This is a genomic window from Shewanella profunda (assembly GCF_023283765.1).
In the GTDB taxonomy this organism is placed as follows: Bacteria; Pseudomonadota; Gammaproteobacteria; order Enterobacterales; family Shewanellaceae; genus Shewanella; species Shewanella profunda.
The window spans coordinates 1-25,307 of record NZ_JAKILG010000011.1; the positions used below are offsets into that span (position 1 = coordinate 1).

Sequence of the window (25,307 nt, forward strand, 5' to 3'; positions counted from 1 at the left end):
ATCCAAAATTGGAATTTGACGCTATCACAGCTCTCAATCCATTTTGAGGGGCGCTTAGAAAACCATATCGATCTGTGAAATTAACCTGACACAGAATTATGAACAGCCTCGGTTGTTGGCCTACATTTTGTTTGGGATCCAAACACTGTCCTCTACGTAGAGGCTCGTAAAGATTACAGTGATTTTACGAGTGCCGATAGCGCACAAGAAGAGAGAATGTCACTTTCTGAAGATGATGGTATTGCAATCGGCATCCGTTATACGATGTAAAGAAAAAGCGGCTCGCACTTAGTATTATGTGAGTTGCATGTTAAACAAAATGCTAGTCCGTCGTGACTGGCATTTTTGTTTCGCTTAGTTGAATACACACCCGCAACACCTCCAAACTTATCTAGCTTTTTGCTCTAAATGATACTTAGTATTTGTAACAAATGTGTATCAAAATGTGTGAGCAGTTTACATCATCCATTTATATAGAAAACCCTCTGCAATGGACAAAAGTATCTAGCTATCGTTAATGGGTAAGTAAAATAACTTAAATATCAATATCTTATTATGTCTTTTGGTTGCGATATTTAAACCGCTACAATTAGATCAATAGCCAACTGCATCGTTCTTCATCAAACGTCGTAACTATCTTCTTTGTCTTATCAATACATTGTCTTATCAACACACTTTGCTTATCACTCATCATCACTCAGTTTTTAACAAGCCCTCGGCAGGATGTTTGTTGATTGTTTGTTTTATTTGTTACGAGTGGTGGAAGTGGAGGATAAAGTGTAACTATGCACAGTGATTTATCTATATTAATGAAATTTAATGGTTTTATCTGTTTATTCTGACGCCAGCATGCGGTTTACAATGTTAATTAAAAACATATTGATAGCCAATTTTTATCTTTAAAGTCTTTTAAAAGGTAGCTTAATTGAATCTGAAAGGTTTTATTTTTGCTTCACTTGTTGATTAAGTGTTTCAAATGTGATTTTATTGCCCTGAAGCGTGACCTTTGTAACTGAAACTAAACATGCTTAGTTATAAAGGTCTGCAAACACTACCTCGCGTCAAATGCAGAGGTGGAATAAATAAGAAGACTGATATGTCCAGGGAGATAGACAATGCTTAGAAGTAATTTATTAGCTAATTCAGTGCGATTAGCATTAGTTGGTGGCGCCGCGGCTGTAGCATTAACCGCACCAATGGCATTAGCAGCAGAAGATGGTGCAAAAGTTGAGCGTATTGAAGTTACAGGTTCTCGTATTAAACGTACCGATTTAGAAACTGCTAGCCCTATTTCTGTGTTCTCCTCAGAGGATATTGCCGCTTCTGGTGCAGTAACACTAGAAGACTTTGTACAAAATATTCCAGCGATAAACGGAGGGGCTGAAGGTTCTTCCGTAAATAATGGTAGCCGTGGCTATGCTACAGCTTCATTACGTGGATTGGGTTCGGGTCGTACATTGGTTTTAATTAATGGACGTAGATTTGCATCCGGTGATTTGAACTCAATTCCGACAGCATATGTTGAGCGAATTGAAGTTCTTCGTGATGGTGCATCAACCGTTTATGGTTCCGATGCAATTGCTGGTGTGATCAACTTTATTACGAAGAAAGATTTTGAGGGGGCTGAATTTAATGTTCAGTATGATGTTACTGGTGAAGGGGATGGTGACAAAACGTTACTGTCATTAACAACTGGAGCTTCATCTGAGCGTGGTAATGTAGTGTTATCACTTCAATACACAGATCGAAAAGCTATTGGGCAGGGGGATCGTGATTTCTCTGCATGTCCTATTTCAGAGAATGCTGACGGTAAATATTGTGGTGGTTCTGGCACTATTCCACAAGGACAGTTTTTTTATGCTGATGGAACGCCAAGTGCGGATGGTTATGTAAAAGATAAAACCACAGGTGAAGTTCGTTTGTTTGATCCCACAAAAGATGCTTATAACTTTGCTCCTGATAGTTATATGGTCACTCCACAGGAAGTATTCAGCATTAATGCGGCAGGTCGATACGAGATTACTGATACTTTATCAACATTTATTGAAGGGGGGTTCACTAACCGGCAGTCAGACCAATTAATGGCACCTGAAGGGACATTTTGGGGACCGCTAATGCCGACATCTAATCCATATAACATTACAGGTGAAGACATTTATGTAGTTCGTCGTTTGTCTGAAACTGGTGGACGTGGTTTCTCACAAGATTTCTCTGATTATCGTATGGTGTTTGGTTTTGAGGGAACTTTAGGAAACTATGATTGGGATTTATCGTATAACTTCGCCCGCTATATAGATACTCGTTTAGATTCTGGCCGTGTTAACCCTACTCGTGTTGATACAATGTTGGATCCCGATTTATGTGCGGCAGATTCCGATTGTCCTGGAGTTTGGAATATATTAGAGGAAAATACTCTTACAGATGAAATGTTAGCTTACATGTTAGTCCCTAACTCCCCAGTAGTTCGTGGTGAAACACGTCAGTTACAAGGTAACCTGTCTGGTGGTTTAGGATTTGAATTACCTGGTGGGGAAGTTATGTTTGCAACGGGCTTTGAGAAGCGTTGGGAAGAATATTCAAATACACCAGACGGTGCAGCTTCTATTGGTCAGATATATTCTGTTGCTGGTGAGCCGACAGCTGGACAATATTCAGTTGATGAACTTTATGCAGAATTGGACTTGCCAATTTTAGCCGATTTACCATTTGCCGAGTCACTACGTGTTACTGCTGCAGTTCGTTATTCGGATTTTGACTTCTTAAATGATAGTTCTACAAATACTAAATTTGGATTGGAGTGGGTTCCAATTGATGGCTTGTTGCTTCGTACAACAGTTGCTTCCGGTTTCCGTGCACCAGGTATTAGTGAGCTTTTTGCTCCTCAAAGTGAAACTAATCTGGCTTATACTGAACCTTGTAAGCAATATGCGACTGGTGCACAATCAGCGACAGTTAAGGCAAACTGCGCTGCTGAAGGCTTACCTGGTAACTTTACCCTTTCTTCAAACCAATCCAGTACAGTCGTCGGTGGTAATCCTGAGCTTAAACCCGAAGAGTCTGACAGTTTTACTGCAGGTTTTGTATATAGTCACGATATCGGTATAACGATGAGCGTTGATTATTTCAATATTGAGATCACCAATGGTATTGGAACTGCTGGTACTGATAACGTTATTAACAGCTGTTGGAATTCAGAGAACTTTTCTAGTCCATTATGTCAGTTCGTTCAAGGTCCTAGTTTAACTGGTGATGCACCACATGCAACTTCACCATATCGCTCTGCACTTGGTACTGTTGCTGGGGTTTTATTGACAAATGCTAACTTGTCTACATTTGAAACAGCAGGCTATGACTTCGATTTTACTTATAAAACTGATTTAATGAGTGGTAGTTTTGCAGCAACTTTGAATGGGACTTACCTTGAGAAGTATGATTACACTCCATTTGCTGGTGCAGATAAAGTTGAAGCTGCTGGTAAAGTTGCGGCGGATCAGTGGGAAACTACACTTGCCGTCTTCTCTAAATTACGCACAAACTTAAACTTAACTTATACAATGGATAACTGGTCAGTTGGTTGGCAAAGTCGCTATCAATCAGAAGGTGAAGACTTGTATGCGAGCGCAAGTAACTTAGATAATACTGCTGATTCTATATGGTATCACGATGTTCAAGGAACTTATTTTGTCTTTGAAAATACTGCACTAACAATTGGTGTGCGTAACTTATTTGATGAAGAGGCTCCATATATTACTAATAATCAAGACATGAACACTATTCCAGTATCATATGACACCGCAGGTCAGTATTGGTATGCGAAAATAAATGTAAAGTTTTAAGCTAATTTTTATTTTAGATGCCAGCCTTGTGAGCTGGCATTTTTATGTTTGTTAATTAAGCTGTAAGAGGTTTAAAATGTTGAATAAACAATTTGAACAAGGTTTGGCCTATTATAGGTGCAATAATTACTCACAAGCACTTCATTTGCTGCTGCCGTTGATTCAAGTTATTGATGATCGTGATGATCGTGATGATCGTGATGATCGTGATGATCGTGATGATCGTGATGTTTTGTATATTATCGCTCAGTCCTTTAGGCGTATTGGTGAGTACTCAAAAAGTGAGTGTTTTTTTAAAAAGTTAATTTCAAAGTATTCTCACCCAGCTTTTCACTGTGCTTACGCCGGTCTTCTAAATGATATTGGCAAAGTTGACAATGCTATTTCATACTTTAACAAAGCATTAAATATTGATTCTGAGTATTTTGATGCTCATTATAATAAAGCGTTGACGCTCATGAGTAATAATCGTTTTGAAGAAGCAATATTGAGCTTTAATTTTTCTAGGCTTATTTTTAGTGAACATACCGGAGCTATTATAGGTTTAGGGCAGAGTTACGTTGCTACTGGTAGAGTAACTGATGCAATAACTCTTTACGAGAAGTGTATAAATAAAGAAGAAAGTGCACTTGTAATGTATCAGTTGGGGAAATTGTATCTAAGTAGAGATGACTATGATAAAGCTGGGTATTTTCTGAAGCTATGTGCAGAGCGTTATCCTGAAAACCGAATATTCAATTTTGCATATATTGATTTTTTACAGTTGCAACCTAATACTGAAATTGCACTTCAATGCTATAGAAAGCTTCTCAAATATTACCCTCTAGACGTAGAGATTCATGAACGGCTTTTTAATATGCTGTGGAATTGCCATTCAAATAATATTTTTGTTGAGTATGAAGCCGCATATAAAAACAATCCGTTAGATGTTCTAACATTAGAGTATGCATATAAATTAATAAAAGTTGATAATTTAATCCTTGCAAAAAATGTTTTGGAACATTATACGTTTTATATGTTAAACGATAGAGCATTTGTCATGTTTGCACATGTATTACGTGAGTTGGGTGAGTTTGAACGTTCTTTAGTGGTGCTTGATAAACTGACTATAGATAAGCTAAATATAGATGCTATGTATGAACGTGTAATTACGTTACTATGTCTTAAAGACTATTCACAAGCGTTAGTTTGTGCTGGCTTGATGTACTCACAACCCCAACCTACACAAAGCTCTATAGCATTGTACGCAACTGTTTTACGTATATCTAATCGAGAAGAGTATAATGATATTTTTAATTATAAGGATTTTATAGGAGTGTTTGATTTGTTGAGTGAATTTAACCCTGACTTGCATGCTCAGTTAACCATCGACGTGTTCAATCTTCATTCTGATAATAAATACCCAATTAATCAATCATTAAGAGTTGGTTCTCAAACTAAAGGGGAACTATTTAACTTGGAAGTAAAAAGTATCTGTGATTTTAAAGAACGAGTGAGGTATGTCATTGAAAGGTTTATTAGTTCTATGCCAGATGTGTTATTTCAAAGGTTTTTTCGATCCAAACCTGTTTCAATTGATTTTAGTGGTTCTTGGTCCGTTAATCTTGGGGAGTTTGGGTTTCATTTAAATCATTATCATAATTCTGGAGTATTCAGTGCATGTTATTACTTGACTACAAGTGGTGTAACAAACGATGGAAATGGATGGTTGCAGTTTGGCCAACCCGAACTCAGTCGTTGGCTCAAGTTAGAACCAGAATTTGTAGTGAAACCTGAAGCTGGGAAGTTAGTTATATTTCCCTCTTACATGTGGCATGGAACTACACCTAAATCAAATGATGGAGAACGCATGACAATAGCATTTGATATTCTACCTAAATATGTACCAGAGCACCACATAGTTTAAAAACTAAGGAGCCATCACCATGCAAATATACAGGTTAGTAATGGTTGCGGTGCTGTTTAGATCGTATTCATTTAGCCTTACTCCGATGTATTAGATCCTGTGGCTTTTGCGATTAAAGATGGATCCAAGTAGGTGCTCTACTTTGCTTGGTGGTTGATTAGGTCAATTTCAAATTCTTTTTTACTGAACTTCCCATTGTTTGTGGGTGTCCATGGCTTATGTGTAACAAGTTGATTGTGCAAATGTAACTCAGCTTTCCTCTGTGCAGCCAGATAACCGCGGTCAACATTCAGTATCTTTAACTTCTGCACATTTCAGCAGCTTGGATTTCAACCATTCTGCTTTATGTTCCGGTTCATTGGCTGCCCGTACACTAGTGGCAAAAATAAGCTTTGTGTTGATATTTATTGCAATTATGCTGTTTAAAACCATTGATCGTGCGCGAACTGGACTTTCTGCCATGGCACATCGATAGCAATCCCACTGGCTGTGTTTTAGCTAAGTGTTGCTATACTGATTTTATTATATAAAGTTGTGTGAGGAGCTCACTTATGTCCCCGCATCTACTCGCAATTGAGCTGCAAGCAGTAGAACACCCCTATTGAACAGAAGATATTACTTATTTCCTTTTTACAGCAACAGCTTAATAGCTGCTCATGTATCAATATCCTTGAAAATATTTAACTGCCAAACCTCGATGTTCTCATAGTTATTACGAAAACATTAGGCGACATGGTAAGTTTTATGGCAACAGTGATATAGTTATCTCTCTTGCCATAAAACATTCATGTGTACTATTAATACACCATTTTATCGCCTGCGTTACCATTAATAAATGGCAGTTTTACTTTTCTTGTATGCTCGACAGTTTTTCGATTAGAAATAGTGCCAAATGCTGTGATATTTCAGTAAAAACAGCATTTAAGTGGCGACATCAATTTCTTACTTTGCCTAGGGTCTGTCGATCTTTGCTGTACAAATATTGCTCAGCAATACATCTGGAGCCACATTAACGTAAACGCCAGTGAAACCATACTGTGTAATTCCTCGCTAATTTATCATATCTTTCTGATATTGCTCGATAGTTTTTGACTCTTCCAAAGACATTCTCCACCAAATGCCGACATCGATATAAACACCAATCTACCGTCACTTGAGCTGTATTTTTATAGTGACTTTGGGATAACTGATTTCCCGCCTTTATTTACTATAAATTCACGAAAAGCATCACTGTCATAACCTTTATCTGCAATCACGGTATCAACCTGCTTCAGGTGCTAAATTAGGCTGGGAGCGTGTGCAGTATTGTGTTTCTGACCTTCTGATAATTCGAAATAAATAGATAATCCTCCGCTATCGACTGCTAAGTGAGCTTTGGTTGAATTATCGCCTTGACTTTTACCGATGCTCTCATTACTTGGTGTGGCTGCACTAGCACTGTGCTGATGAGCGCGCATTATCGAGCCATCGATAAAGACCCATTCCATGTCAGCAAGATTGGCTAACGCTTTGAATAAATAAGCCAGAATGCCTTTCTTTGACCATAAATGAAACCGCCTAAAGATAGTACTCCAATGACCAAACTCTTTGGGTCAATCTCGCCAAGGAATACCTGTTCTAAGACGGTAAAGAATACCTTCGAATGTTTACCTATGTTTAGGTTTGTCATAAACACGGCCTGTGCTTTTCATTAAATGAAATAGCTTTTCCCAGCGTGCATCGGTTAGCATAAATCTTGGCATGGTTTGAGGTTATGCTTACTTTTGGCGAAGCAAATTATAACGTCTTGCCATACTGTCTAAAAATCACTCTCGAAAGATCAACAGATTCTAAATAACTCTTCCTAATTGTGCTCCACTTTCTGGAGTCCATGGTCTCCAACCCGGAAAGGGTGAGACATTGTCCATAAAGTACCTGACCTGCTCCATCAATTTACACAGCGTTTTACATTGATTGTTTCGGATCACGGTTTCATGAAGCGCATGCCAACGTTTCTCTATCTTGTTCACCCAAGGCGAGAACACCGGCTGGAACAGCAAGATAAATTTTGGGTTCTTGGCCAGCCAACGCAGTGTCTTTTTACTTTTATGGATGATATAAATTGTCGATGATTAAAGTGATGCTTTTGGCTCTGCGGTACAGACGTTTAAGCTGCTTTAGCATCGATAGAAACAAGTTTGAGTCCTTACTTGAACTCGCTACGCAAGACACTCACCCAGCGCGTGCATGTAGTTCACCAGCCAAATCGCGCTTAGCATTTTGATCTGGCGTAATCACTCGTTTTTGCTTGCCTTTTTCCATCCAGTTAGCACCGAGCTTGGGGTTTAGGTGTATGTCGACCTCATCTTCGTAGAATATCTGATGGGCGGATACTACAATGAGTCAACGTTTGTTGAATTCTCGCCATTTTCTCTGTTTTATCAGGGTCTTTGATATGCAGAGTTGGGGCGACTCTACGCCAAACAATGTCGATCTTGGGTAACCATCTGCGCAGCATCGACGAATGGATTTTCAGATTTAAAAGGCGATTAAGTTCAATCGCCATGAGCTCTGCGCTTCAGCGAGAGCGCTGATAGCCGATGTCCTGTGGCGATAGTTTTCAAGCAAGGTTCTGAGCACAATGCTAATTTGTTTAAAAGGTAATACTTGCGTGCGTCCACGAGTTAAAGACGCTAGACCTTCAAGGCTGCATTCGGTATACCAATTAACCCATCGGTTAATGGATGAGCGGGCTGCGGCGATTAGGCTGGACACTGCGGTGACTGAATACCCGTCAGCCAGCAGCAGAATGGCATTCAGCCTACGACACTCATCCTTATCTCGGGTTTTGTGGATCTTTTTTGAATGCGGTGTCGCACGGCACGATCGGGAAGTGTTAGTATCATGGCTCCCGGCTTCTTTGTGTGGGATGGTTGGTTTGGCGATTGAGCAGATCACACAAACGAAGCCGAGTTCTCCCTTTCTAAAAATTTAGTGATCTATATTTAGGAACAGTTATTTAGAGTTAACCTGAATTCTGGATAAAAAATTAAATAAAGGGGAAACTAATTTACCCTATAATACAGAATACATGAAGTGAGAGTGATTTTATAACTAATGCAATTTTAATCGATTGAAAAATACCTTATTCATCTGTTTTTGTTAATAATATGTATATTTCTACTCGGTGAGTTTTTCTATCTTCGTCCAAAAAATCATCCCCTACAGTTTTTACACGTTCAAGGTTTCCTTACACTGATTTTTACACATTTCGAATGTTGACATAGGTCAACATTTTGTGAAATGATGCCAGCGGGTCTGTGCCTGTAATGGCATAGGAAAGGGAAGAAAAAACTAAGAATCACAAGAGATAGACAAACTTACAGTATTTATAGTGTTTCGCAGCTTATGCGAATGATTATGTTATTGGTAAGTTAACTTTTTATTCACTTCAAATTGGTTGGGAACTATGTCCAAGGTAAGCAATAGAACAAAAATCGCTACTGCACTTGTCGGCGTGCTGGCATTAGCGAGCAGCAACTTAGTGGTTGCAGATCCTCTTACCGACGTGCAGAAAGCGGATAGTATGATCCATGCTGATGCAGCAGCGTCGCAAAAGAATGTTGATAAGTATTTTGATCAAGCACAAGACATGCTTTTCGAGTATGGCTCAGTGGCAGATGAGCGAGAGTCTCTGAAGTCATATAATGACTATGTAGCTAGTTTAGTCGCTGATCAGCAAAAGACAATGGACGCTGTTCAAAACGACATCAATGGTGTTGACAAGTTACGTCAGGGTGTTGTGCCGTTAATGTTCAAAATGGTGGAGTCTTTAGAACAGTTCGTCCAACTGGATTTACCATTTAACTCTGAAGTGCGTACAAATCGTGTTAATGAGTTGAAAAACCTTCTAAATACAGCCGAGGTTACCCTCGCTGAAAAATACCGTTTGATCCTCGATGCATACAGCATTGAGCGTGAATATGGTAGTGCCGTTGCTGTAAACCAAGGCAAATTGAACCTAGATGGTAAAGAAGTGTTAGTTGATTTCTTTAACTTAGGTCGCGTAGCTCTCTATGCACAGAGCTTAGATCAAAAGACTGGCTGGATATACAACCCAGAAACTAAGGGTTGGGATAAGTTAGATGACAGCTATTTGCGTGAACTGACAAAAGGTATCCGCATTGCCCGTAAACAAGGCGCTCTAGATCTATTCGCGTTACCAATTCCTGCTGCGGAGACTGCACAATAATGAAGAAGTTAATTACTACAGCTGTGTTGGCTGCAAGTTTCTCTTTAACTGCTGGTATGGCAAGCGCTGCTGATGCGCCTAAGTCCATTGACCAATTATTGCAACAAGTTAAAGTTGAACGCGCTGCCGAAGGTAAAGTCAACAGCAAACGCGAGCAAGAATTCCAAGCCGAGCGTGGCGATAAAGCGGCTATGTTGAAGCGTGAAAAAGATGCTTTAGCTGCTGAAAAGCAACGTGGTAAAGATTTAAATCAAGCGTTCTTAGATAACGAGCGCAAAATTGCTCAATTAGAGGAAGATCTAAAAACAGCTCAAGGTGACTTGGGTGAAATGTTTGGTGTGGTTAAAGGTGAAGCCGGTGATTTTGCTGGCAAACTGGCAAGTTCGAACATCAGTGCTCAGTTCCCAAATCGCGATAAATTTATCGCTGATTTAGGTTCTCGCAAGCAATTACCAAAAATCGAAGAACTTGAGCAATTCTGGCAAGAGCAGCTATTCGAAATGGCACAGTCTGGCAAAGTTGTTAAGTTTGAAGGTTCTGTTACCGGTATCGACGGAAGCGTTAAAACGACCACTATTCACCGTGTTGGTGCGTATAACTTAACTGCCGATGGTAAGTACGTTGTATATAACCATGATTTAGGTCTAATTCAGCAGTTATCTCAACAGCCTGAAGGGTATCAAGTTAGCGCTGTTGCTAAGTGGGAAGAAACAACTTCTGGTACAGCACCTTTCTACATTGACCCTGCCCGTGGCGTGTTGTTAAACATCTTCACTAACAAAGCTAGCATGGAAGATCGTATCGAGTCTGGTGGTACAATTGGTTATATCATCATGATATTACTTGCGTTAGGTATGTTGATTTCTATCGAACGTTTAGTGACTATGACTATTATTGGTGCTCGTGTTAATAGCCAACGTAAGAACGTTAATAACCCAGGCAATAATGCTTTAGGTCGTATTCTGAAAGTTTATCAAGAAAACAAAGATGTTGATGTTGAGACATTAGAGTTAAAACTCGATGAAGCAATTCTGAAAGAAACTCCGGCATTAGAAGCGCGTATTTCAATTATTAAAGTACTGGCTGCTATTGCACCTATGATGGGTTTGTTAGGTACAGTAACTGGTATGATTGCAACCTTCCAAAGTATCCAACTGTTCGGTACCGGCGATCCTAAGCTGATGGCTGGCGGTATTTCAATGGCATTGGTAACAACGGTACAAGGTCTAGTTGCTGCTCTGCCGTTAATGTTGATGCATGCAATTGTTGTTGCACGTAGCAAGTCAATTGTGCAGATTTTGGAAGAGCAAAGTGCTGGTATCATCGCGGCACATGCTGAGAAGAGGGCTGACTAATGATGCTATACCTGATGGACATTTGGGATTCCGTCAGGGGCTTCATGGCCTCCGGAGGCGACGTCCTCTGGCTTGTAGCGGCTGTTCTGTTCTTAATGTGGGTATTGATGCTTGAGCGTTATTGGTATCTTAATTGGATATCACCAAAGCAACATAAAGCAATCATAGCTGCGTGGGACGCCAGAGAGGAAACAACCTCTTGGTATGCACACCGTATCCGTGAAGCTTGGATGTCCCAAGCGAAGCAAGATTTGAATGCACGTATGCTGATTATTAAAACCTTAGTGGCTATTTGTCCAATGATAGGTTTGTTAGGTACCGTAACCGGTATGATTTCAGTGTTCGATGTGATGGCAGTTCAGGGGACGAGTAATGCTCGTTTGATGGCGGCTGGTATTTCAATGGCGACTATGCCCACAATGGCGGGAATGGTTGCAGCATTATCGGGAGTATTTTTCAGTACTCGCCTCGATGCCAAGATGAAAATCAGTTTAGAAAAGCTAAAAGACAGCATGCCGCACCACTAGAGAGAGATTGAACATGGCACGTAAAAAGCATTCCAGTATAGATGAGGAAGCGCAAATTGATATGACACCGATGCTAGACATCGTGTTCATCATGCTAATCTTCTTCATTGTTACAACGTCATTCGTGAAACCTTCCGGTTTGGACTATAACAAACCTAAAGCTTCACAAGCGACTTCAAAGCCTTCGGCTAACATCTTTATCGGCGTCAGTAAAACAGGCGTGATCATGATGGAAAACCGTCAGGTTGATATCGAACGTGTAACTGCAAACGTTGAGCGTATGCTCGCTGAAGCTCCAGAAGCTGCGGTGCTTATCCAAGCGGATAAAGATACGCAACATGGCTTAGTGGTTAAAGTACTAGACCAAGTCAAAGCGGCTGGTATAGATAAGATTTCGGTAGCTGCGGGGAACGATTAATATGCTAAGAGCACTAGTATCAATCATTATTGGTGCTGCTGTGACTTTTGGTCTGTTCGCTTTTATGGCGTTCTTGGTCGGTGGTGGAGCGCAGCGCGCTGAAACATCGGCTGAGACCCCTGTAATTGAAATCACGATGGATAGACAGGATTCAAAAGCACAGAATAAGCCACGAGTGGTGCCTAAACCGCCACCACCACCAGAGCAGCCACAGAAGCCTGATACTACACCTCCGGATACTTCTTCCAACATTGATACATCAATGTCGTTCAATATGGGAGGAGTACAAGCAGGTGGTCCAAGTACTGGTTTTAAATTGGGCAATATGATGACTCGTGATGGCGATGCAACACCTATCGTCCGTATCGAGCCACAATATCCAATTGCTGCGGCGCGTGATGGTAAAGAAGGTTGGGTACAACTTCGTTTTACCATTAATGAACTCGGTGGTATCGACGACGTTGAAGTTATTCAAGCAGAGCCAAAGCGTTTATTTGATAAAGAAGCGATTCGCGCACTGAAAAAGTGGAAATACAAGCCAAAGATTGTTGATGGCAAGCCACTCAAGCAACCGGGTATGACAGTGCAACTTGACTTCACTTTAGATAAAGGAGGCAACTAATAATGCGTAATGTTAATAAAATCGCAGCCCTATTATTGCTCTCTTTGTTTGGCGGTACAGTTTCGTCAGCAATTGCTGCTGAAAAGTGTGAAATTGATACTCGTCAATCTAAGGCAGTGGGTGAAAGTTCTGCAAAAAAGATCCAGAAATCTTTTGAAGCTTATACTAATGGTCAGCTTGATGAAGCCATTGCTATATTGCTTGAAGCGAATGCTAAGAATGATTTCGATAAGGCGTATGTTGCGCGCATGCTGGGTAACTTTTATGCCGAAAAAGGCAAAATGGATACTGCGATCAAATACCTAAAGCAAGCTGTTGAAGCTGATATTTTAGGTGGAACCGATCATGCTGCAACTATGCGTCTCTATGCCGATTTGTTGTTACAAGAGAAGAAGTTTAAGGAAGCGATTCCTTACTATTACAAGTGGATGACATTTACTTGTAAAGCTGATGCTCAAATGTATCGTCGTATTGGTATTGCGCATTCAGAACTTAAGCAGTGGGATAAAGTAATTGAAGTGGCTGACAAAGGTCTTTCATTAGCTGAAGCTCCTGATAAAGGTCTGTATCAAATGAAACTGACTGCTTACTTCAATCAGAAGAAGTATAAGAACGCAGTAGGTGTCTTAGAAACCATGGTGCCTTTGTTTCCGGAAGATGGCAGATTGTGGGTTCAATTGGCTCAGTTTTATCTGATGATTGAAAACTATGACAAATCGCTTGCGACTTATGATTTAGCCTACAGAAATGGTTTCTTAGATAGTGGGAGTAACATTACTCGTTTAGCACAGCTAATGGCGCAGAAAGGTGCTCCATACCAAGCGGCTAAAATTTATCAGAAACACATGAAATCTGGCATGATCGCTGAGGATGCGAAGTCATTAGAGATTTTGGCTGGATTCTACCAAAACGCAAAAGAGTTTAAAGAGGCTGCTGAGTTCTACGGTAAGGCTGCTGCGATCAGCAATGATGGCAAGCTCTACTTAAAACAAGGTCGTTTACTGAGCTTAGATGGAAATTATGCTGCTGCGATACCTGTCCTTGAAAAGGCAATCTCGTTAGGTATTGACCATCCAGGTGAGGCAAACTTTGAATTGGCATTAGCCCATTTGAGTTTGAAGCAATATAAGTCTGCTTATAACCGTGCACAATTAGCGGCAAAAGATAAGAAGACTGAGAAGAGTGCAAACAGCTATATCTCTTACATTAAAGAGAAAGCTCGTATGCATAATGTTGCGCTTTAACTTATCGTTTTGTATCTCTAATGTTTGAATAAAAGCCCCTTACCCTTAGTAAGGGGCTTTTTCTTTGGGTAGCTTCGTCCTCATTATTGCAATCGAATCAATGCCTGAGATTGTAGTTGCTCCCTTTCAAGTTCTTGAGATAATTTGGATACACTAGTAAATAAAGTTTCAATTTTCTGCTCTTGTGTTGGCGAGCAAATGCATGCAGCAAGTTTGTAGTCAATTTTTAACTTGTGGTTTTTACCAAACTCTTGATTAAATTCGCGTATATGTTGATCTATACGCTCTAAAACGACTTCAGTACCTTCTTCATCTATGTTGAATAAGCCTAAGGCAAAATGATTGTGGTCGAGCCTTGCAATCATATCAGTTGCTCTCAGCAAGGCTTCTTGGACTTGTTTAGTGAAGAATTCGAGTAAATGGGGCTGTTTGACTGTTTCATGAATGTGAGGGCATAGATACAATAGTGCCAAACTTTGCTGTTCTCTCATATGCCGATGCCATTCTCGGTTAAACACCTCCATGAAATAGGTTTGATTGTAGACACCAGTTTCAGGATCTCGAAAACCCGAATTGTGAAATGAGTAGATCATAGATTAACTCCGTTAGCAGACCTTTAGCTAAGTATAGAAACTGTTTGGCTATTACAGACCCAAAAGGAAGAATATAAAAAATGAAATTGAGTTTATTGGCTGGAACGCTTGCGTTAATGTTTACGCTACAAGGCTGCTCAAAACCTGAGGCTACCTTGTCCCAACAAACCAGCTCATCTAATGCGACTGCCGAGCAGGGCGATGTGCAAACGGCCAAACAAGATTATTTGGCGCTTGTGGATACCTATTTTAATGATTATCTAAAACTCGAACCTATTTATGCGACTTTTGTTGGTGTAAACGACTATAACGCAGAGTTTGGCGGTGATTTAAGCGAAGAGTATCTCAAGGCTCGCCATGAACTAAATACTCGATATTTAGCAAAAGTTAAGGCGATTGATATTCAGCTATTACCCGTGGATCTTCAACTCAGTTATGCATTGTTTGTGTATGACCGTGAGATGGCACTGGTAGGTGAAACTTTTCCGTCTCGCTTTATGCCAATAAGCCAGTTCTATAGTACTGTTATTACTATGGTTCAGCTTGGTAGTGGCGAAAGTGCTCAACCTTTTAATACGGTTCAAGATTACCGTAATTGGGAGCAGAGAGTGGATGGTTTCATTAAGTGGATCCAACTTGCTCAAAACCGTATGAATGAAGGGATCGAAAGTAAGGTTGTGTTGCCGCGAGTGTTGGTTGAACGCATTATTCCGCAGCTAGATACTATGCTCACCACGGATGTCACTCAAAGTATTTTCTACTCGCCAATTCAGCATTTTCCTGAGAGTTTTTCTGAGCAGGATAAAATAACCTTAACCAACAGTTACCAAGCTATGATAGGCGAGCGATTAGTACCTGCGTTGACTGGGCTACGGGATTACTTTAAGCAAACCTATTTACCTAAATCACGAGCAACAGATGGTTGGTCAGGTTTGCCTAATGGAAAGGCTTGGTATCAGCAACTAGCCAACTCTCACACAACGACCACAATGCCAGTGGATGAAATCCATCAGATTGGGTTAAGTGAAGTTGCCCGAATTTTATCTGAAATGGATAAAGTGCGTGAACAAGTCGGGTTTAAAGGGGATTTATCCACTTTCTTTGCGTCGTTATCCTCTGAACCACAATACTTTTATACAGATCCTCAAGGTTTGATTGATGGTTATATGGTGCTCAAAGAGAAAATTAACCAAGTATTACCTCAGTATTTTAATGTAATGCCCAAGGCCGATTATGTTGTTAAGCCGGTTGAAAGTTTTAGAGAGCAATCTGCTGCTGGGGCTTCTTACGAATCACCTGCTGTTGATGGTAGCCGCCCAGGGGTGTTTTATATCAATACCTATAACCTAAAGGCACAACCTAAATGGGGTATGACGACCCTTTCTTTACATGAAGCGGCTCCAGGTCATCATTTTCAAATCGCCATTAAACAAGAATTGACAGGCGTGCCCGAGTTCCAGCGTTTCAGTGGTTATACTGCTTTTGAAGAGGGATGGGCACTTTATGCTGAATATCTTGGTATTGAAATGGGTCTTTTTAATGATCCTTACCAGTACTTTGGCAAGTTATCCGATGAGATGCTGCGGGCGATGCGTTTAGTCGTTGATACAGGTTTGCACGCTAAGGGCTGGAGCCGTGAGCAGGCTATCCAATATATGAAGGACAATTCGCCTATGGCAGAGTCCGATATTGTTGCCGAAGTTGAGCGTTATATGGCGATCCCAGGTCAAGCCTTGTCTTATAAAGTCGGTCAGTTAAAAATTCTGGAGCTACGCGCTCGTGCAGAAAAAGCCTTGGGTAAGAAGTTCGATTTAAAAGCGTTCCATGATCAGATCCTGACTTCTGGTTCATTGCCTATGGCCGTTATGGAGCAAAAGATTGATCGTTGGATTGCAGATACTCAAGCATAAGCGGCTCATATCGACGCCATTTATGTCTAGAACGAAATTAATGGCGGTATATATAGATCTTTTTAATTAAACAGAATGTTTTTATACTGAACATTCAAAATCTGTTCTAAGCGGGTAAAAGAACGGGAACTACATGATATTTTGGGCAAATGTCTCAGGATATTTAAAGGAGTTTTACTATGGTTCAGGCAACAGCAAGACATTTGTTAGTCAGTAGTGAAGAACAGTGCCAAGCACTAAAACAGCAGATCATAGACGGTGCGGATTTTGCGCAAATCGCTCGTGCGCATTCATCTTGCCCATCGGGAGCGCAAGGTGGTGAATTAGGTTCATTCGGACCGGGTATGATGGTTAGAGAGTTTGATGAAGTGGTATTTAGCGCGCCCTTGAATGAAGTACAAGGCCCCGTAAAAACCCAATTTGGTTATCATTTACTTGAAGTGACAAGTCGTGCCTAAGGGTTATGATTTAATTAAACGGTAGCTTATGCTGCCGTTTTTGTTTCTGGTAAATAGGGAGTCACTATGTTAGCGCTATACACAGATAGATTGAAACTCAGGTGCTTGAAAGAGAGTGATTGGGAACATTTTTATGCGCTGCACAGTGATCCTGAAATTAATCTTTATGTTCGTACCCCTGAACCCGAAGATGTGATCCGTAAAAAATTTATGCAGCGTGCTGACACATGGTTTTATGGTTCAGGAGAGTGGCTCACCCTTGTGATTGAAACCGTTGATACAGGCCTGTTTATTGGTTTAAATGGACTTTATTGCCAGAGTATAGAAGAACAACGTGCTGAAGTAGGTTACTTGCTCACAAAGGAAAGCCATGGACAAGGTTATGCGACAGAAAGTTTAAAAGCCGTGATCGATTGGGCCTGTTTGAGCTTTAATGTACATAAATTTATTGCTCATTGTGCCAAGGACAACAAAGCATCAGCGCGAGTGCTTGAAAAATGTGGTTTTCAACTCGAGGGCCTATTAAGGCAGCAATTTAAAATTGGCGAGCACTGGGTTGATGATTGTGCTTATGGCTTACTTGCCGAAGAAAGGCAAAGATAAACTCGATTATCTTCAATGTACTTCATGCTGTGTTAGTGATGATTAACTTAGCACACTAGGACTGTAAATAGCCGCAATCGCCATGGATGGCGTGAATGCCATTTATGCAGGAGCGTAGCTTTGCCTAAAGTGTGTTAAATTCCCGCTGAACCCTGCATCTTCAGGTTGTTTGGGTATATACTGCAGCAGGTTTGTTTTTAGAAGGCGAGTATTAAGTGACGCAAATTAATCAATTAGCTTTGCATTCAGGTGAAGATTTCATTGAATTGTATAAAGTATTAAAAGTACAGGGCATGACGAATGCGGGCGGCGAAGCCAAGCATTTTATCGACGCAGGTCAAGTCACCGTTAATGGTGAAGTTGAAACCCGTAAGCGTAAAAAAATCGTAGCTGGCGATATCGTCAGTTTTAACGGTGGATCAGTTCAAATCATTGCGGCAGAATAACCCTGAAATAGTGGAGCAAGACATGCAATTTCCAGATGATGACAATGGTAAAATGCTGGCCGCAATGGCTGAAGCGGGTATCGATTTAACTAAGGCTTTAGATGTTGATTTCTTTTTAGTTTTTGATGATCAGCGCGATGCAGAATCTGCACTTGAAGAGTTGGCTAATTCTGATTTAGACGGCGAGCTAGAGCTTAACTTAAATGATGAGCTAGGTAAGTGGGAAATTATCGTGTGTATCAACATGGTTCCTGATTACGATACGCTGGTTGAGCAAGAAACGATGCTTAACGAATTTGCCGCAGAGTTTGACGGTATGACAGACGGTTGGGGCGTGATGCAACACCAAGACGGTGACGATGAGTTTATGGACGATGATGACCATGAACATGTTCACGGTGAGCATTGTAATCACTAAGTTAAAATGAGTTTTACTTAGTGAATTTATAATAAAGAACCACCATTATGGTGGTTTTTTATTAGCTGTTGCCAATATTATTTATTTTGTATCGACGTGTTGAGATCAGATTTTTCTGTTATTAAAAGGCTGTGCTCGCAAAATAAGAAACTGGACTTAGGGATCCATCCTAGATGCGTGATCGAAATCTAGCCGAAAAACTAAGATACTCAATAAATCGACTGGCGATAGGGGGCAAAAATCTCTAATAACCAATCAATAAACGCTTGGACTTTTAATGATAGGCTAGGGGATTTTGGCGTGAGTAGGTAATAAGCATAGGGGCTAGTAAAAGACGCATCAAAGGGGATCACTAAACTACCGTTTGATAGTTGTTCTTCAATAAAGAAACGGGGGATCAGTGCAGCACCCATGCCACTGGCGGCAGCTTGACTTAACATATAAAAGTGTTCGACCCCAAAAGTTTGTTCCTGAGTTAACACAAGCCCTACTTTTTCTGCCCAATAGTCCCATAGCTCAGGTCTGGTTGTATGCTTAAGTAAGGTGACATGATTGATATCAGCAATAGTGCTGAGCTTGGGTGCTAATGAGGGAGCACAAACGAGGCATAAATCTTCATCCATCAGCTTGATATGATTGACGCCCTTGGGAATGACAGTGCTACTGCGGATCGCGATATCATAACGTCCTTGGCTAAAATCAACGGCAAAATCCCCAATGGATAGATCGACATAAAGGTGGGGATGGCGGGATTTAAATTGTTCCATTCTAGGAATAAGCCAATTAATAGTCAGGCTTGGTAGAACGTTAATTGCCAATGTTTGGGGCCTTGTGCTCTGGCGGCGTAAATCACTTGTGGCGCTAGATAAGGTTTGTAGTGCGGCTTGCACATGGGGTAAATAGCGTTGGGCTTCGTCGGTAAGCACCACTTTTTTGTGTAAGCGAACAAAAAGTGCAAAACCTAAATAATCCTCCAATACTCTGATTTGTTTGCTAATTGCGCCATGGGTAACATGCAGTTCTTTACTCGCAAGCGTCATACTTTGAAGACGCGCAGCGGCTTCGAAGGCTCGAAGGGCATTGAGTGGCGGCAGTTCTGTATACATTTTATATCCCACTTGTCGGGCAAGCATCCTAACGAATAATATCATTAGTGTGAGTTTATCTCACGCTACAGCGACAATAACTCCTTTGCGTTTATAACGCAAACACAGTCTAATGCGTGGTAATCACTCTTTTTCTCCAAAGAATAATAACTCATCATGGAATTTGAACTGACTCTACAAATTGCAGCGTTGCTTTTTGCCGTTGCTATGGTTGCGGGATTTATTGACTCAATTGCTGGCGGTGGTGGTTTATTGACAATTCCTGCACTTATGTGGGCAGGATTACCGCCTGCGGTTGCCTTAGGCACAAATAAGCTGCAGGCCTGTGGTGGTAGCTTTTTTGCCAGTCTTTATTTTGTCCGCAAAGGGTTAGTTGATCTTAAATCCGTTAAATTAGCGTTGATTTGTGCTTTTATCGGTGCAGCGTTGGGAACGATTTTAGTACAACTTATTGATACTAAAATGCTTGAATTGATGTTGCCATTTTTAATTTTGGCCATTGGCTGTTACTTTTTATTCTCGAAAAAGATTTCAGAAGACGATAAGCATCAAGTGCTGACACCTACAGCTTTTGCTTTTACGGCGGCGCTAGGGGTTGGTCTGTATGATGGTTTTTTTGGCCCAGGTACAGGCAGTTTTTTTGCATTGGCCTTTGTCTCTTTGGCGGGTTTTGGTCTAGCGAAGGCAACGGCTCATGCTAAATTACTTAATTTTTCAACCAATATTGCTTCGCTGATCTTTTTTGCTCTCGGAGGAAAGGTCATTTGGTTATTAGGATTGGTGATGCTTGCGGGTCAAGCCATTGGTGCAACCATGGGCTCTCGATTGGTTGTGACAAAAGGAACAAAGATCATCAAGCCCTTAGTCGTGACCATGTCACTTGCTATGAGTTTTAAACTGCTTGCGAGTCAATATCACTTATTCTAATAGACTGTTTCTTATCAATAAGAACTTCTTAAACTGCTGGTTAGTTCATTTTAGTGACTTCCACCTTGGATCAAAAGTTAAGTCGAGGTGGAAATCTCCGCCAAAGGCTACCGAAAACGCCTCCTCCTATTTTGCAATAGGTGTACTCTTCGAAGATTTTTGAATAGTATAACCTGTGATTTTTAATGCACTTTTTAGATATTTTGGTGTGTATTTTAAAATTGTGTACATATTTAATACGTTTGCATAAGTGCAGTGTCTATCTTGTCTGGCTGATCCTGGTGTTTACGGACGGCACGTGCGCTCGGGTTTAGCGCCACCACTTCTTTATAAGAGCGATTATGAAATTTATCCATACTTCCGATTGGCACATTGGGCGTCAGTTACACAATCAGTCATTATTGGATGATCAAGCCTTTGTGCTCGAGCAGATTATCGCTTTAGCGCAAGACAATAAGGTCGATGCCGTCATTGTGGCGGGAGATATTTATGATAGATCAATTCCGCCAGCGAATGCGGTGGCGCTGTTAGACAATGTGCTCAATCGTCTAGTCCATGATCTAGGTCTGCAAGTCATTATGATTGCTGGCAACCATGATGGTCATGAGCGCTTGGGTTTTGCTGCAAAACAAATGGCATCTAGTGGGTTACACATTGTAGGGCCTCTGACCACAGCACTGCAACCTATCAGACTTGAGGGTGTAAATGGCGCCGCATTATTTTACCCACTCCCCTATGCCGAACCCGCGATGGTTAGACAAGTTTTTGACTGTGAAGCCTCGACCCATGAAGCGGCGATGGCGGTCTTACTCGAACAAGTGCGGATGCATGATAGTCAAGGTTTACCTAAAGTTGTGGTGAGTCATTGTTTTTTGGACGGGGGCAGTGAGTCTGAATCTGAACGTCCACTCAGTATTGGTGGTGCGGATAAAATTTCCCCTAAGCTATTCACTGAGTTTGATTACGTTGCTCTGGGGCATTTGCACGGTCCGCAATATAAAGGTGCAGAGCATGTGCGTTATTCCGGCTCGATTTTGAAATATTCCTTTAGCGAGCAGCATCAGAATAAGTCAGTGACTTTAGTTGAACTTTGTGAAAAAACACCCGCTGATATTCGTTTATTACCCTTATCCTCCATGCGCGATGTGCGCATTCTCGAAGGGGAGTTAGATATTTTACTTGCCCAAGGCAAAACAGATATAAAACGTGATGATTATCTTATGGTTAGGCTTCTTGATAAACACGCCATTCTAGATGCAATGGGCAAAATTAGAGCCGTATATCCCAATGTTTTGCATTTAGAGCGCACAGGCTTGATGGCGGGGCAGCAGCCAGTCATCTTGGGCCGTGATCATATTAAAAAAGGCGAGATGGATATGTTTCGTGACTTTTACTCCCAGGTAGCAGGTGAAGGATTAACGCCAGCGCAGCAAGCCGTTATGGAGCAGATCCTCACTAAGTTACACCAAGAGGATCGTTAAGCATGAGACCTCTTAACCTTTCAATGTCGGCCTTTGGTCCGTTTGCATCGATTCAAACAGTTGATTTTACTGCGCTTGGTTCTAATCCACTATTTTTAATCAATGGACCTACTGGTGCGGGTAAAACAACCTTACTGGATGGGATCTGTTTTGCTCTCTATGGTAAAACAACGGGAAATGAACGCGAAGGCAGCCAGATGCGTTGCGATATGGCTGACGATAGCTTACTCACCGAAGTCACCTTTAGTTTTCAGTTGGGCGAGAATCATTTTCGTATACGCCGTGTTCCAGAGCAGGAAAGGGTGAAAAAAAGCGGTGGTGGTTCAACCGTACAAAAGCCCGAAGCACAGCTATATAAGATTGACGCCAATGCTAATGAAACCTTAATTGTTGCCAGTAAAGTTTCTGAGGCAACCGCTGAAATTGAAGCCTTAACAGGACTCGATGTCGAACAATTTCGTCAGGTGATGGTGTTACCGCAGGGAAAATTTCGCGAATTATTGATGGCCAATTCCAGTGACAGAGAGGTTATATTTAGTCAACTATTCCAAACACATATTTATCAAAGAATTCAAGATGTTTTAAAAAGTAAAGCGTCAGAGATTAAGTCGCTAGTCAAAGACCAAAATAGCCGCCGAGATGGGATTTTACAAAGCGCGGGGCTAGCATCCGATGATGAGCTTAGCTTTGAATTAGCAAAGCTCACGCCAGAACTTGAAACTGCCCAAAGTGCGAAAGAGCAGGCATTGCAGCAGCAGCAACTCGCCGCCAAAAATAGTGACGCCGCCCAACATTTACAGGCTGAATTTGTCCAGTTGGAGACCTTAACTCAAACGGTTATGGCACTTGATGCGCAGCAAGAAAGCATAGCCACGCAAACCCACAAGTTGAATTTAGCCAAGCAAGCACAACGCTTAGCGCCCATACTTGAGGTATTTTTAGCCCGAGAGCAGGAAGCCAAGGCTGCAAGCCTTGCTCTTAGCCATGCAAAAATAGCTCTAACGCATGCAAAGCAAGCCTTTGATGAGGTAGAGCAAAAAGCGATGGACTTGCCAGTTTGGGAAGCGTCGCTACTCGAGCGAGAACAATCTAAACAGCAACTGAATGCACTGGGGCCACAGCTTAGGGAACTTGATAGATTAACTAAGACCCTCGAGCAAGAACGCACTCAGTTAGTTAGGGTTAAAACATACGTTCAGCACAGCAAAAATGAGTTAACCACAGTGACTCAAAAACGCCGTGAACTGGAATCTGCCCTGCCACAATCGCAGGCCAGCAGTGAAACTCGTCTCTCACTGCAGCAGGCGCACCAGCAGCAACAGCAGTTATTATTTGCCTATCAGCAATGGCAGCAAGTGTCGATAAAGGCTGCCTCGACACAGACCAAGCTCGATGAAGCCGTAATACAAGGGCAACAGCTTAAGGTGCAGCATCAGCAAGCACAGGTTGCACATAAAGCCTTATTGTTGACTTGGCACCAAGGACAGGCGGCCATTTTAGCCCGGCAATTACAACAAGGGGAACCTTGCCCTGTCTGTGGTAGCCAAACCCATCCACAGCCCGCACAAAGCCAAGATCTTTTGCCAACAGATGCCGCTTTGCAATTGGCGCAAGAAACTGAAGCCGCGGCCCAAGAGACATTGAGCAAGGCGAGAGAGAAATATCACGGATTAAAATCACAGTTAACAGCCCTGCGGCAACAAGCGCAGGATCTCGCAGTACAATTAGGCACTGCGGTTAATATCCCTCTAGATAACCATGAACAGGCCTTATCACAATTAGCCTTTTCACTCATGCAAGCCGAGCAAGCTCATCAACATTTGCAGCAATTACAACAAGATATCTTGTTGCTACAAATGCAAGAGACACAATTACAGCAAAAGCTTGAGCACGAACAAGTACAAGAGAATGCTCTGCAATCCAAAGTGGATGTATTGCAAGGGCAGTTCGCGCAAATGCAGCAAAGCGTGCCATCGGTGCTCGCCACGCTTGAGGCGCTAACTGCAGCGATAGCGCAAAATCAGCAAGATATCAGCCAGATTAAACAACAGATCGCAAGCGTTAGGGAGCTTCAACAACAGACAGGTCAATCTTTTGTTGCTGCTAAAGCGGCGCTTAATGGTGCCGAAAATGCTGCTGAGGCGGCATTAACTCAGCAAACACGAGCCCAGCAACAGCTAAACCAACAACTAGTTGCTGCAGGTTTTATTAGCCAACAAGCCTTGCTTGAGGCCATGTTAGATGAAGAGCAGTTACATGCATTGGCCAGTGAGATTGAGACTTACCAACAACATAGCGCTTTGACCAAAGCCCAGTGTGAGCAACTGGCACTTAAGCTTAAGGATAAAATGCCACCCGATAGTATCAAGCTTGCTGCCGAGCTTGAGTTGGCACAACAAGCGTTACAAGCTGCAGAACAGGCATGGCAATTACTCCATACGCGTGCCACCTTATTGCGGCAGACTCAAGTTCAACTCGAGATTACAGATGTTAAAGCCAAGGACTTGGCGGATGAATATGCGGTTATTGGCACGCTTGCCGATGTAGCCAATGGCAATACGGGTAATAAGATAAGCCTGCAGCGTTTTGTGTTAAGTGTGTTGCTGGACGATGTGTTGTTGGAGGCAAGCCATCGGTTGCACATTATGAGTAAAGGCCGTTATCGATTGCTACGTAAAGAAGATAGAGCAAAGGGAAATAAAGCTTCGGGATTGGAACTGGAGGTCGAAGATGCTTACACATCGAAAGTACGTCCGGTTGCAACCTTAAGCGGTGGCGAAAGCTTTATGGCAGCATTATCAATGGCGCTTGGTTTATCCGATGTAGTGCAAGCCTATGCAGGTGGTATCAAACTCGATACTTTATTTATTGATGAAGGCTTTGGCAGCTTAGATCAAGATTCATTGGAGCTCGCTATCCGCACTTTGATGGACTTGCAATCCTCTGGCCGCATGATTGGTGTGATATCACATGTTTCTGAGATGAAAGAACAGATAAACACGCGTATCGACATCATTAAAAGCTCACATGGAAGCGAAATAGCGCTAGTTTTACCTTAGTTCAGTAAGATGGTTGTTTTTAATCTATAATTAATTGTTTTTAAAGGTTAATGTTGAAAGTTTTTTGTTTGTTTAACATCTTGATGCGGTAGACAAAATCACTTTAAAGTGCTAACTAGCGCATGTTTTTCATTAATAGTTCAACAAAAGAGTGAAATAGCGTTTGT

18 protein-coding genes and 4 pseudogenes are annotated in these 25,307 nt (G+C 41.5%); 17 read left to right on the forward strand and 5 right to left on the reverse strand.

The genetic code is table 11. The features are described 5' to 3' along the window. Positions 1-111: 111 nt before the first annotated feature. The 3 genes and pseudogenes from L2744_RS07550 to L2744_RS07560 all read left to right on the forward strand — a co-directional run. Positions 112-270: pseudogene (locus tag L2744_RS07550) on the forward strand (porin); the annotation flags it as partial. Between the two features lie 845 nt (positions 271-1,115). Continuing rightward, on the forward strand, positions 1,116-3,836 hold the full coding sequence (locus L2744_RS07555) for a TonB-dependent receptor plug domain-containing protein (protein ID WP_248991337.1): 2,721 nt from the start codon (positions 1,116-1,118) through the stop codon (positions 3,834-3,836). 76 nt (positions 3,837-3,912) lie between these two features. Next, the gene (locus L2744_RS07560) at positions 3,913-5,742 is read left to right on the forward strand and encodes a 2OG-Fe(II) oxygenase family protein (protein WP_248991338.1); all 1,830 of its coding nucleotides are present in this window, start codon (positions 3,913-3,915) and stop codon (positions 5,740-5,742) included. A gap of 152 nt (positions 5,743-5,894) precedes the next feature. Here the strand turns inward: L2744_RS07560 and L2744_RS07565 are convergent. The 3 pseudogenes from L2744_RS07565 to L2744_RS07575 form a co-directional block, all read right to left on the reverse strand. Next, positions 5,895-6,211, reverse strand: a pseudogene (locus tag L2744_RS07565) (IS1182-like element ISLpn13 family transposase); the annotation flags it as partial. 517 nt (positions 6,212-6,728) lie between these two features. Continuing rightward, positions 6,729-7,484 (reverse strand): annotated as a pseudogene (locus L2744_RS07570) (IS5 family transposase). Between the two features lie 101 nt (positions 7,485-7,585). After that, positions 7,586-8,627 (reverse strand): annotated as a pseudogene (locus L2744_RS07575) (IS630 family transposase). 563 nt (positions 8,628-9,190) lie between these two features. Between L2744_RS07575 and L2744_RS07580 the strand changes: the two are divergent. The 6 genes from L2744_RS07580 to L2744_RS07605 are packed head-to-tail and all read left to right on the forward strand — an operon-like array spanning position 9,191 to position 14,139. Beyond that, the gene (locus tag L2744_RS07580; protein ID WP_248991339.1) at positions 9,191-9,973 is read left to right on the forward strand and encodes a DUF3450 domain-containing protein; all 783 of its coding nucleotides are present in this window, start codon (positions 9,191-9,193) and stop codon (positions 9,971-9,973) included. Next, entirely contained in the window at positions 9,973-11,328 is a 1,356-nt protein-coding gene (locus L2744_RS07585) for a MotA/TolQ/ExbB proton channel family protein (protein ID WP_248991340.1), read from the forward strand. The genes L2744_RS07580 and L2744_RS07585 overlap by 1 nt, the downstream gene beginning before the upstream one ends. Then, positions 11,328-11,855 carry a MotA/TolQ/ExbB proton channel family protein gene (locus L2744_RS07590; protein ID WP_006081157.1) on the forward strand — a complete coding sequence of 176 codons (528 nt, stop codon included), beginning with the start codon at positions 11,328-11,330 and terminating at the stop codon, positions 11,853-11,855. The genes L2744_RS07585 and L2744_RS07590 overlap by 1 nt, the downstream gene beginning before the upstream one ends. A 13-nt stretch (positions 11,856-11,868) precedes the next feature. Further along, on the forward strand, positions 11,869-12,273 hold the full coding sequence (locus L2744_RS07595; protein ID WP_248991341.1) for an ExbD/TolR family protein: 405 nt from the start codon (positions 11,869-11,871) through the stop codon (positions 12,271-12,273). A gap of 1 nt (position 12,274) precedes the next feature. Further along, on the forward strand, positions 12,275-12,895 hold the full coding sequence (locus L2744_RS07600) for an energy transducer TonB (RefSeq protein ID WP_248991342.1): 621 nt from the start codon (positions 12,275-12,277) through the stop codon (positions 12,893-12,895). Between the two features lie 2 nt (positions 12,896-12,897). After that, positions 12,898-14,139: a tetratricopeptide repeat protein gene (locus tag L2744_RS07605; protein WP_248991343.1), complete on the forward strand. Its 1,242-nt coding sequence runs from the start codon at positions 12,898-12,900 to the stop codon at positions 14,137-14,139. Positions 14,140-14,222: 83 nt separating this feature from the next. On the opposite strand, the gene L2744_RS07610 is transcribed toward L2744_RS07605, so the two are convergent. Continuing rightward, positions 14,223-14,732 carry a diguanylate cyclase domain-containing protein gene (locus L2744_RS07610; RefSeq protein WP_248991344.1) on the reverse strand — a complete coding sequence of 170 codons (510 nt, stop codon included), beginning with the start codon at positions 14,730-14,732 and terminating at the stop codon, positions 14,223-14,225. 80 nt (positions 14,733-14,812) lie between these two features. On the opposite strand from L2744_RS07610, the gene L2744_RS07615 reads away from it, so the two are divergent. The 5 genes from L2744_RS07615 (at position 14,813) to L2744_RS07635 (ending at position 18,567) form a co-directional block, all read left to right on the forward strand. Continuing rightward, the gene (locus L2744_RS07615) at positions 14,813-16,642 is read left to right on the forward strand and encodes a DUF885 domain-containing protein (protein ID WP_248991345.1); all 1,830 of its coding nucleotides are present in this window, start codon (positions 14,813-14,815) and stop codon (positions 16,640-16,642) included. 179 nt (positions 16,643-16,821) lie between these two features. Beyond that, a complete protein-coding gene (locus L2744_RS07620) occupies positions 16,822-17,100 on the forward strand; it encodes a peptidylprolyl isomerase (RefSeq protein ID WP_248991346.1) in 279 nt (92 codons plus the stop codon). 66 nt (positions 17,101-17,166) lie between these two features. Next, positions 17,167-17,703 (forward strand): GNAT family N-acetyltransferase, encoded by a 537-nt coding sequence (locus L2744_RS07625; RefSeq protein ID WP_248991347.1) that lies wholly within the window; start codon positions 17,167-17,169, stop codon positions 17,701-17,703. Between the two features lie 215 nt (positions 17,704-17,918). Then, a complete protein-coding gene (locus L2744_RS07630) occupies positions 17,919-18,149 on the forward strand; it encodes an RNA-binding S4 domain-containing protein (RefSeq protein ID WP_248991348.1) in 231 nt (76 codons plus the stop codon). A 22-nt stretch (positions 18,150-18,171) separates the two neighbouring features. After that, complete coding sequence (locus tag L2744_RS07635) at positions 18,172-18,567, forward strand: ribonuclease E inhibitor RraB (protein WP_248991349.1); 396 nt, start codon at positions 18,172-18,174, stop codon at positions 18,565-18,567. Positions 18,568-18,776: 209 nt separating this feature from the next. On the opposite strand, the gene L2744_RS07640 is transcribed toward L2744_RS07635, so the two are convergent. Next, positions 18,777-19,673 carry a LysR family transcriptional regulator gene (locus tag L2744_RS07640; protein ID WP_248991350.1) on the reverse strand — a complete coding sequence of 299 codons (897 nt, stop codon included), beginning with the start codon at positions 19,671-19,673 and terminating at the stop codon, positions 18,777-18,779. Between the two features lie 156 nt (positions 19,674-19,829). Here L2744_RS07640 and L2744_RS07645 point away from each other — a divergent pair, with 156 nt between their 5' ends. From L2744_RS07645 to L2744_RS07655, 3 genes are all read left to right on the forward strand, one after another. After that, the gene (locus L2744_RS07645; RefSeq protein ID WP_248991351.1) at positions 19,830-20,600 is read left to right on the forward strand and encodes a TSUP family transporter; all 771 of its coding nucleotides are present in this window, start codon (positions 19,830-19,832) and stop codon (positions 20,598-20,600) included. 341 nt (positions 20,601-20,941) lie between these two features. Beyond that, positions 20,942-22,081, forward strand: a complete 1,140-nt coding sequence (locus tag L2744_RS07650) for an exonuclease SbcCD subunit D (protein WP_248991352.1) — start codon at positions 20,942-20,944, stop codon at positions 22,079-22,081. A 2-nt stretch (positions 22,082-22,083) separates the two neighbouring features. Then, on the forward strand, positions 22,084-25,140 hold the full coding sequence (locus L2744_RS07655) for an AAA family ATPase (RefSeq protein WP_248991353.1): 3,057 nt from the start codon (positions 22,084-22,086) through the stop codon (positions 25,138-25,140). Positions 25,141-25,307: the final 167 nt, after the last annotated feature.

What these genes read in the sequence shown, in the direction of transcription:
- L2744_RS07555 (WP_248991337.1), top strand. Translation starts at nt 1,116, where the DNA reads ATGCTTAGAAGTAATTTATTAGCTAATTCAGTGCGATTAGCATTAGTT.
- L2744_RS07560 (WP_248991338.1), top strand. Translation starts at nt 3,913, where the DNA reads ATGTTGAATAAACAATTTGAACAAGGTTTGGCCTATTATAGGTGCAAT.
- L2744_RS07580 (WP_248991339.1), top strand. Translation starts at nt 9,191, where the DNA reads ATGTCCAAGGTAAGCAATAGAACAAAAATCGCTACTGCACTTGTCGGC.
- L2744_RS07585 (WP_248991340.1), top strand. Translation starts at nt 9,973, where the DNA reads ATGAAGAAGTTAATTACTACAGCTGTGTTGGCTGCAAGTTTCTCTTTA.
- L2744_RS07590 (WP_006081157.1), top strand. Translation starts at nt 11,328, where the DNA reads ATGATGCTATACCTGATGGACATTTGGGATTCCGTCAGGGGCTTCATG.
- L2744_RS07595 (WP_248991341.1), top strand. Translation starts at nt 11,869, where the DNA reads ATGGCACGTAAAAAGCATTCCAGTATAGATGAGGAAGCGCAAATTGAT.
- L2744_RS07600 (WP_248991342.1), top strand. Translation starts at nt 12,275, where the DNA reads ATGCTAAGAGCACTAGTATCAATCATTATTGGTGCTGCTGTGACTTTT.
- L2744_RS07605 (WP_248991343.1), top strand. Translation starts at nt 12,898, where the DNA reads ATGCGTAATGTTAATAAAATCGCAGCCCTATTATTGCTCTCTTTGTTT.
- L2744_RS07610 (WP_248991344.1), bottom strand. Translation starts at nt 14,732, where the DNA reads ATGATCTACTCATTTCACAATTCGGGTTTTCGAGATCCTGAAACTGGT.
- L2744_RS07615 (WP_248991345.1), top strand. Translation starts at nt 14,813, where the DNA reads ATGAAATTGAGTTTATTGGCTGGAACGCTTGCGTTAATGTTTACGCTA.
- L2744_RS07620 (WP_248991346.1), top strand. Translation starts at nt 16,822, where the DNA reads ATGGTTCAGGCAACAGCAAGACATTTGTTAGTCAGTAGTGAAGAACAG.
- L2744_RS07625 (WP_248991347.1), top strand. Translation starts at nt 17,167, where the DNA reads ATGTTAGCGCTATACACAGATAGATTGAAACTCAGGTGCTTGAAAGAG.
- L2744_RS07635 (WP_248991349.1), top strand. Translation starts at nt 18,172, where the DNA reads ATGCAATTTCCAGATGATGACAATGGTAAAATGCTGGCCGCAATGGCT.
- L2744_RS07640 (WP_248991350.1), bottom strand. Translation starts at nt 19,673, where the DNA reads ATGTATACAGAACTGCCGCCACTCAATGCCCTTCGAGCCTTCGAAGCC.
- L2744_RS07645 (WP_248991351.1), top strand. Translation starts at nt 19,830, where the DNA reads ATGGAATTTGAACTGACTCTACAAATTGCAGCGTTGCTTTTTGCCGTT.
- L2744_RS07650 (WP_248991352.1), top strand. Translation starts at nt 20,942, where the DNA reads ATGAAATTTATCCATACTTCCGATTGGCACATTGGGCGTCAGTTACAC.
- L2744_RS07655 (WP_248991353.1), top strand. Translation starts at nt 22,084, where the DNA reads ATGAGACCTCTTAACCTTTCAATGTCGGCCTTTGGTCCGTTTGCATCG.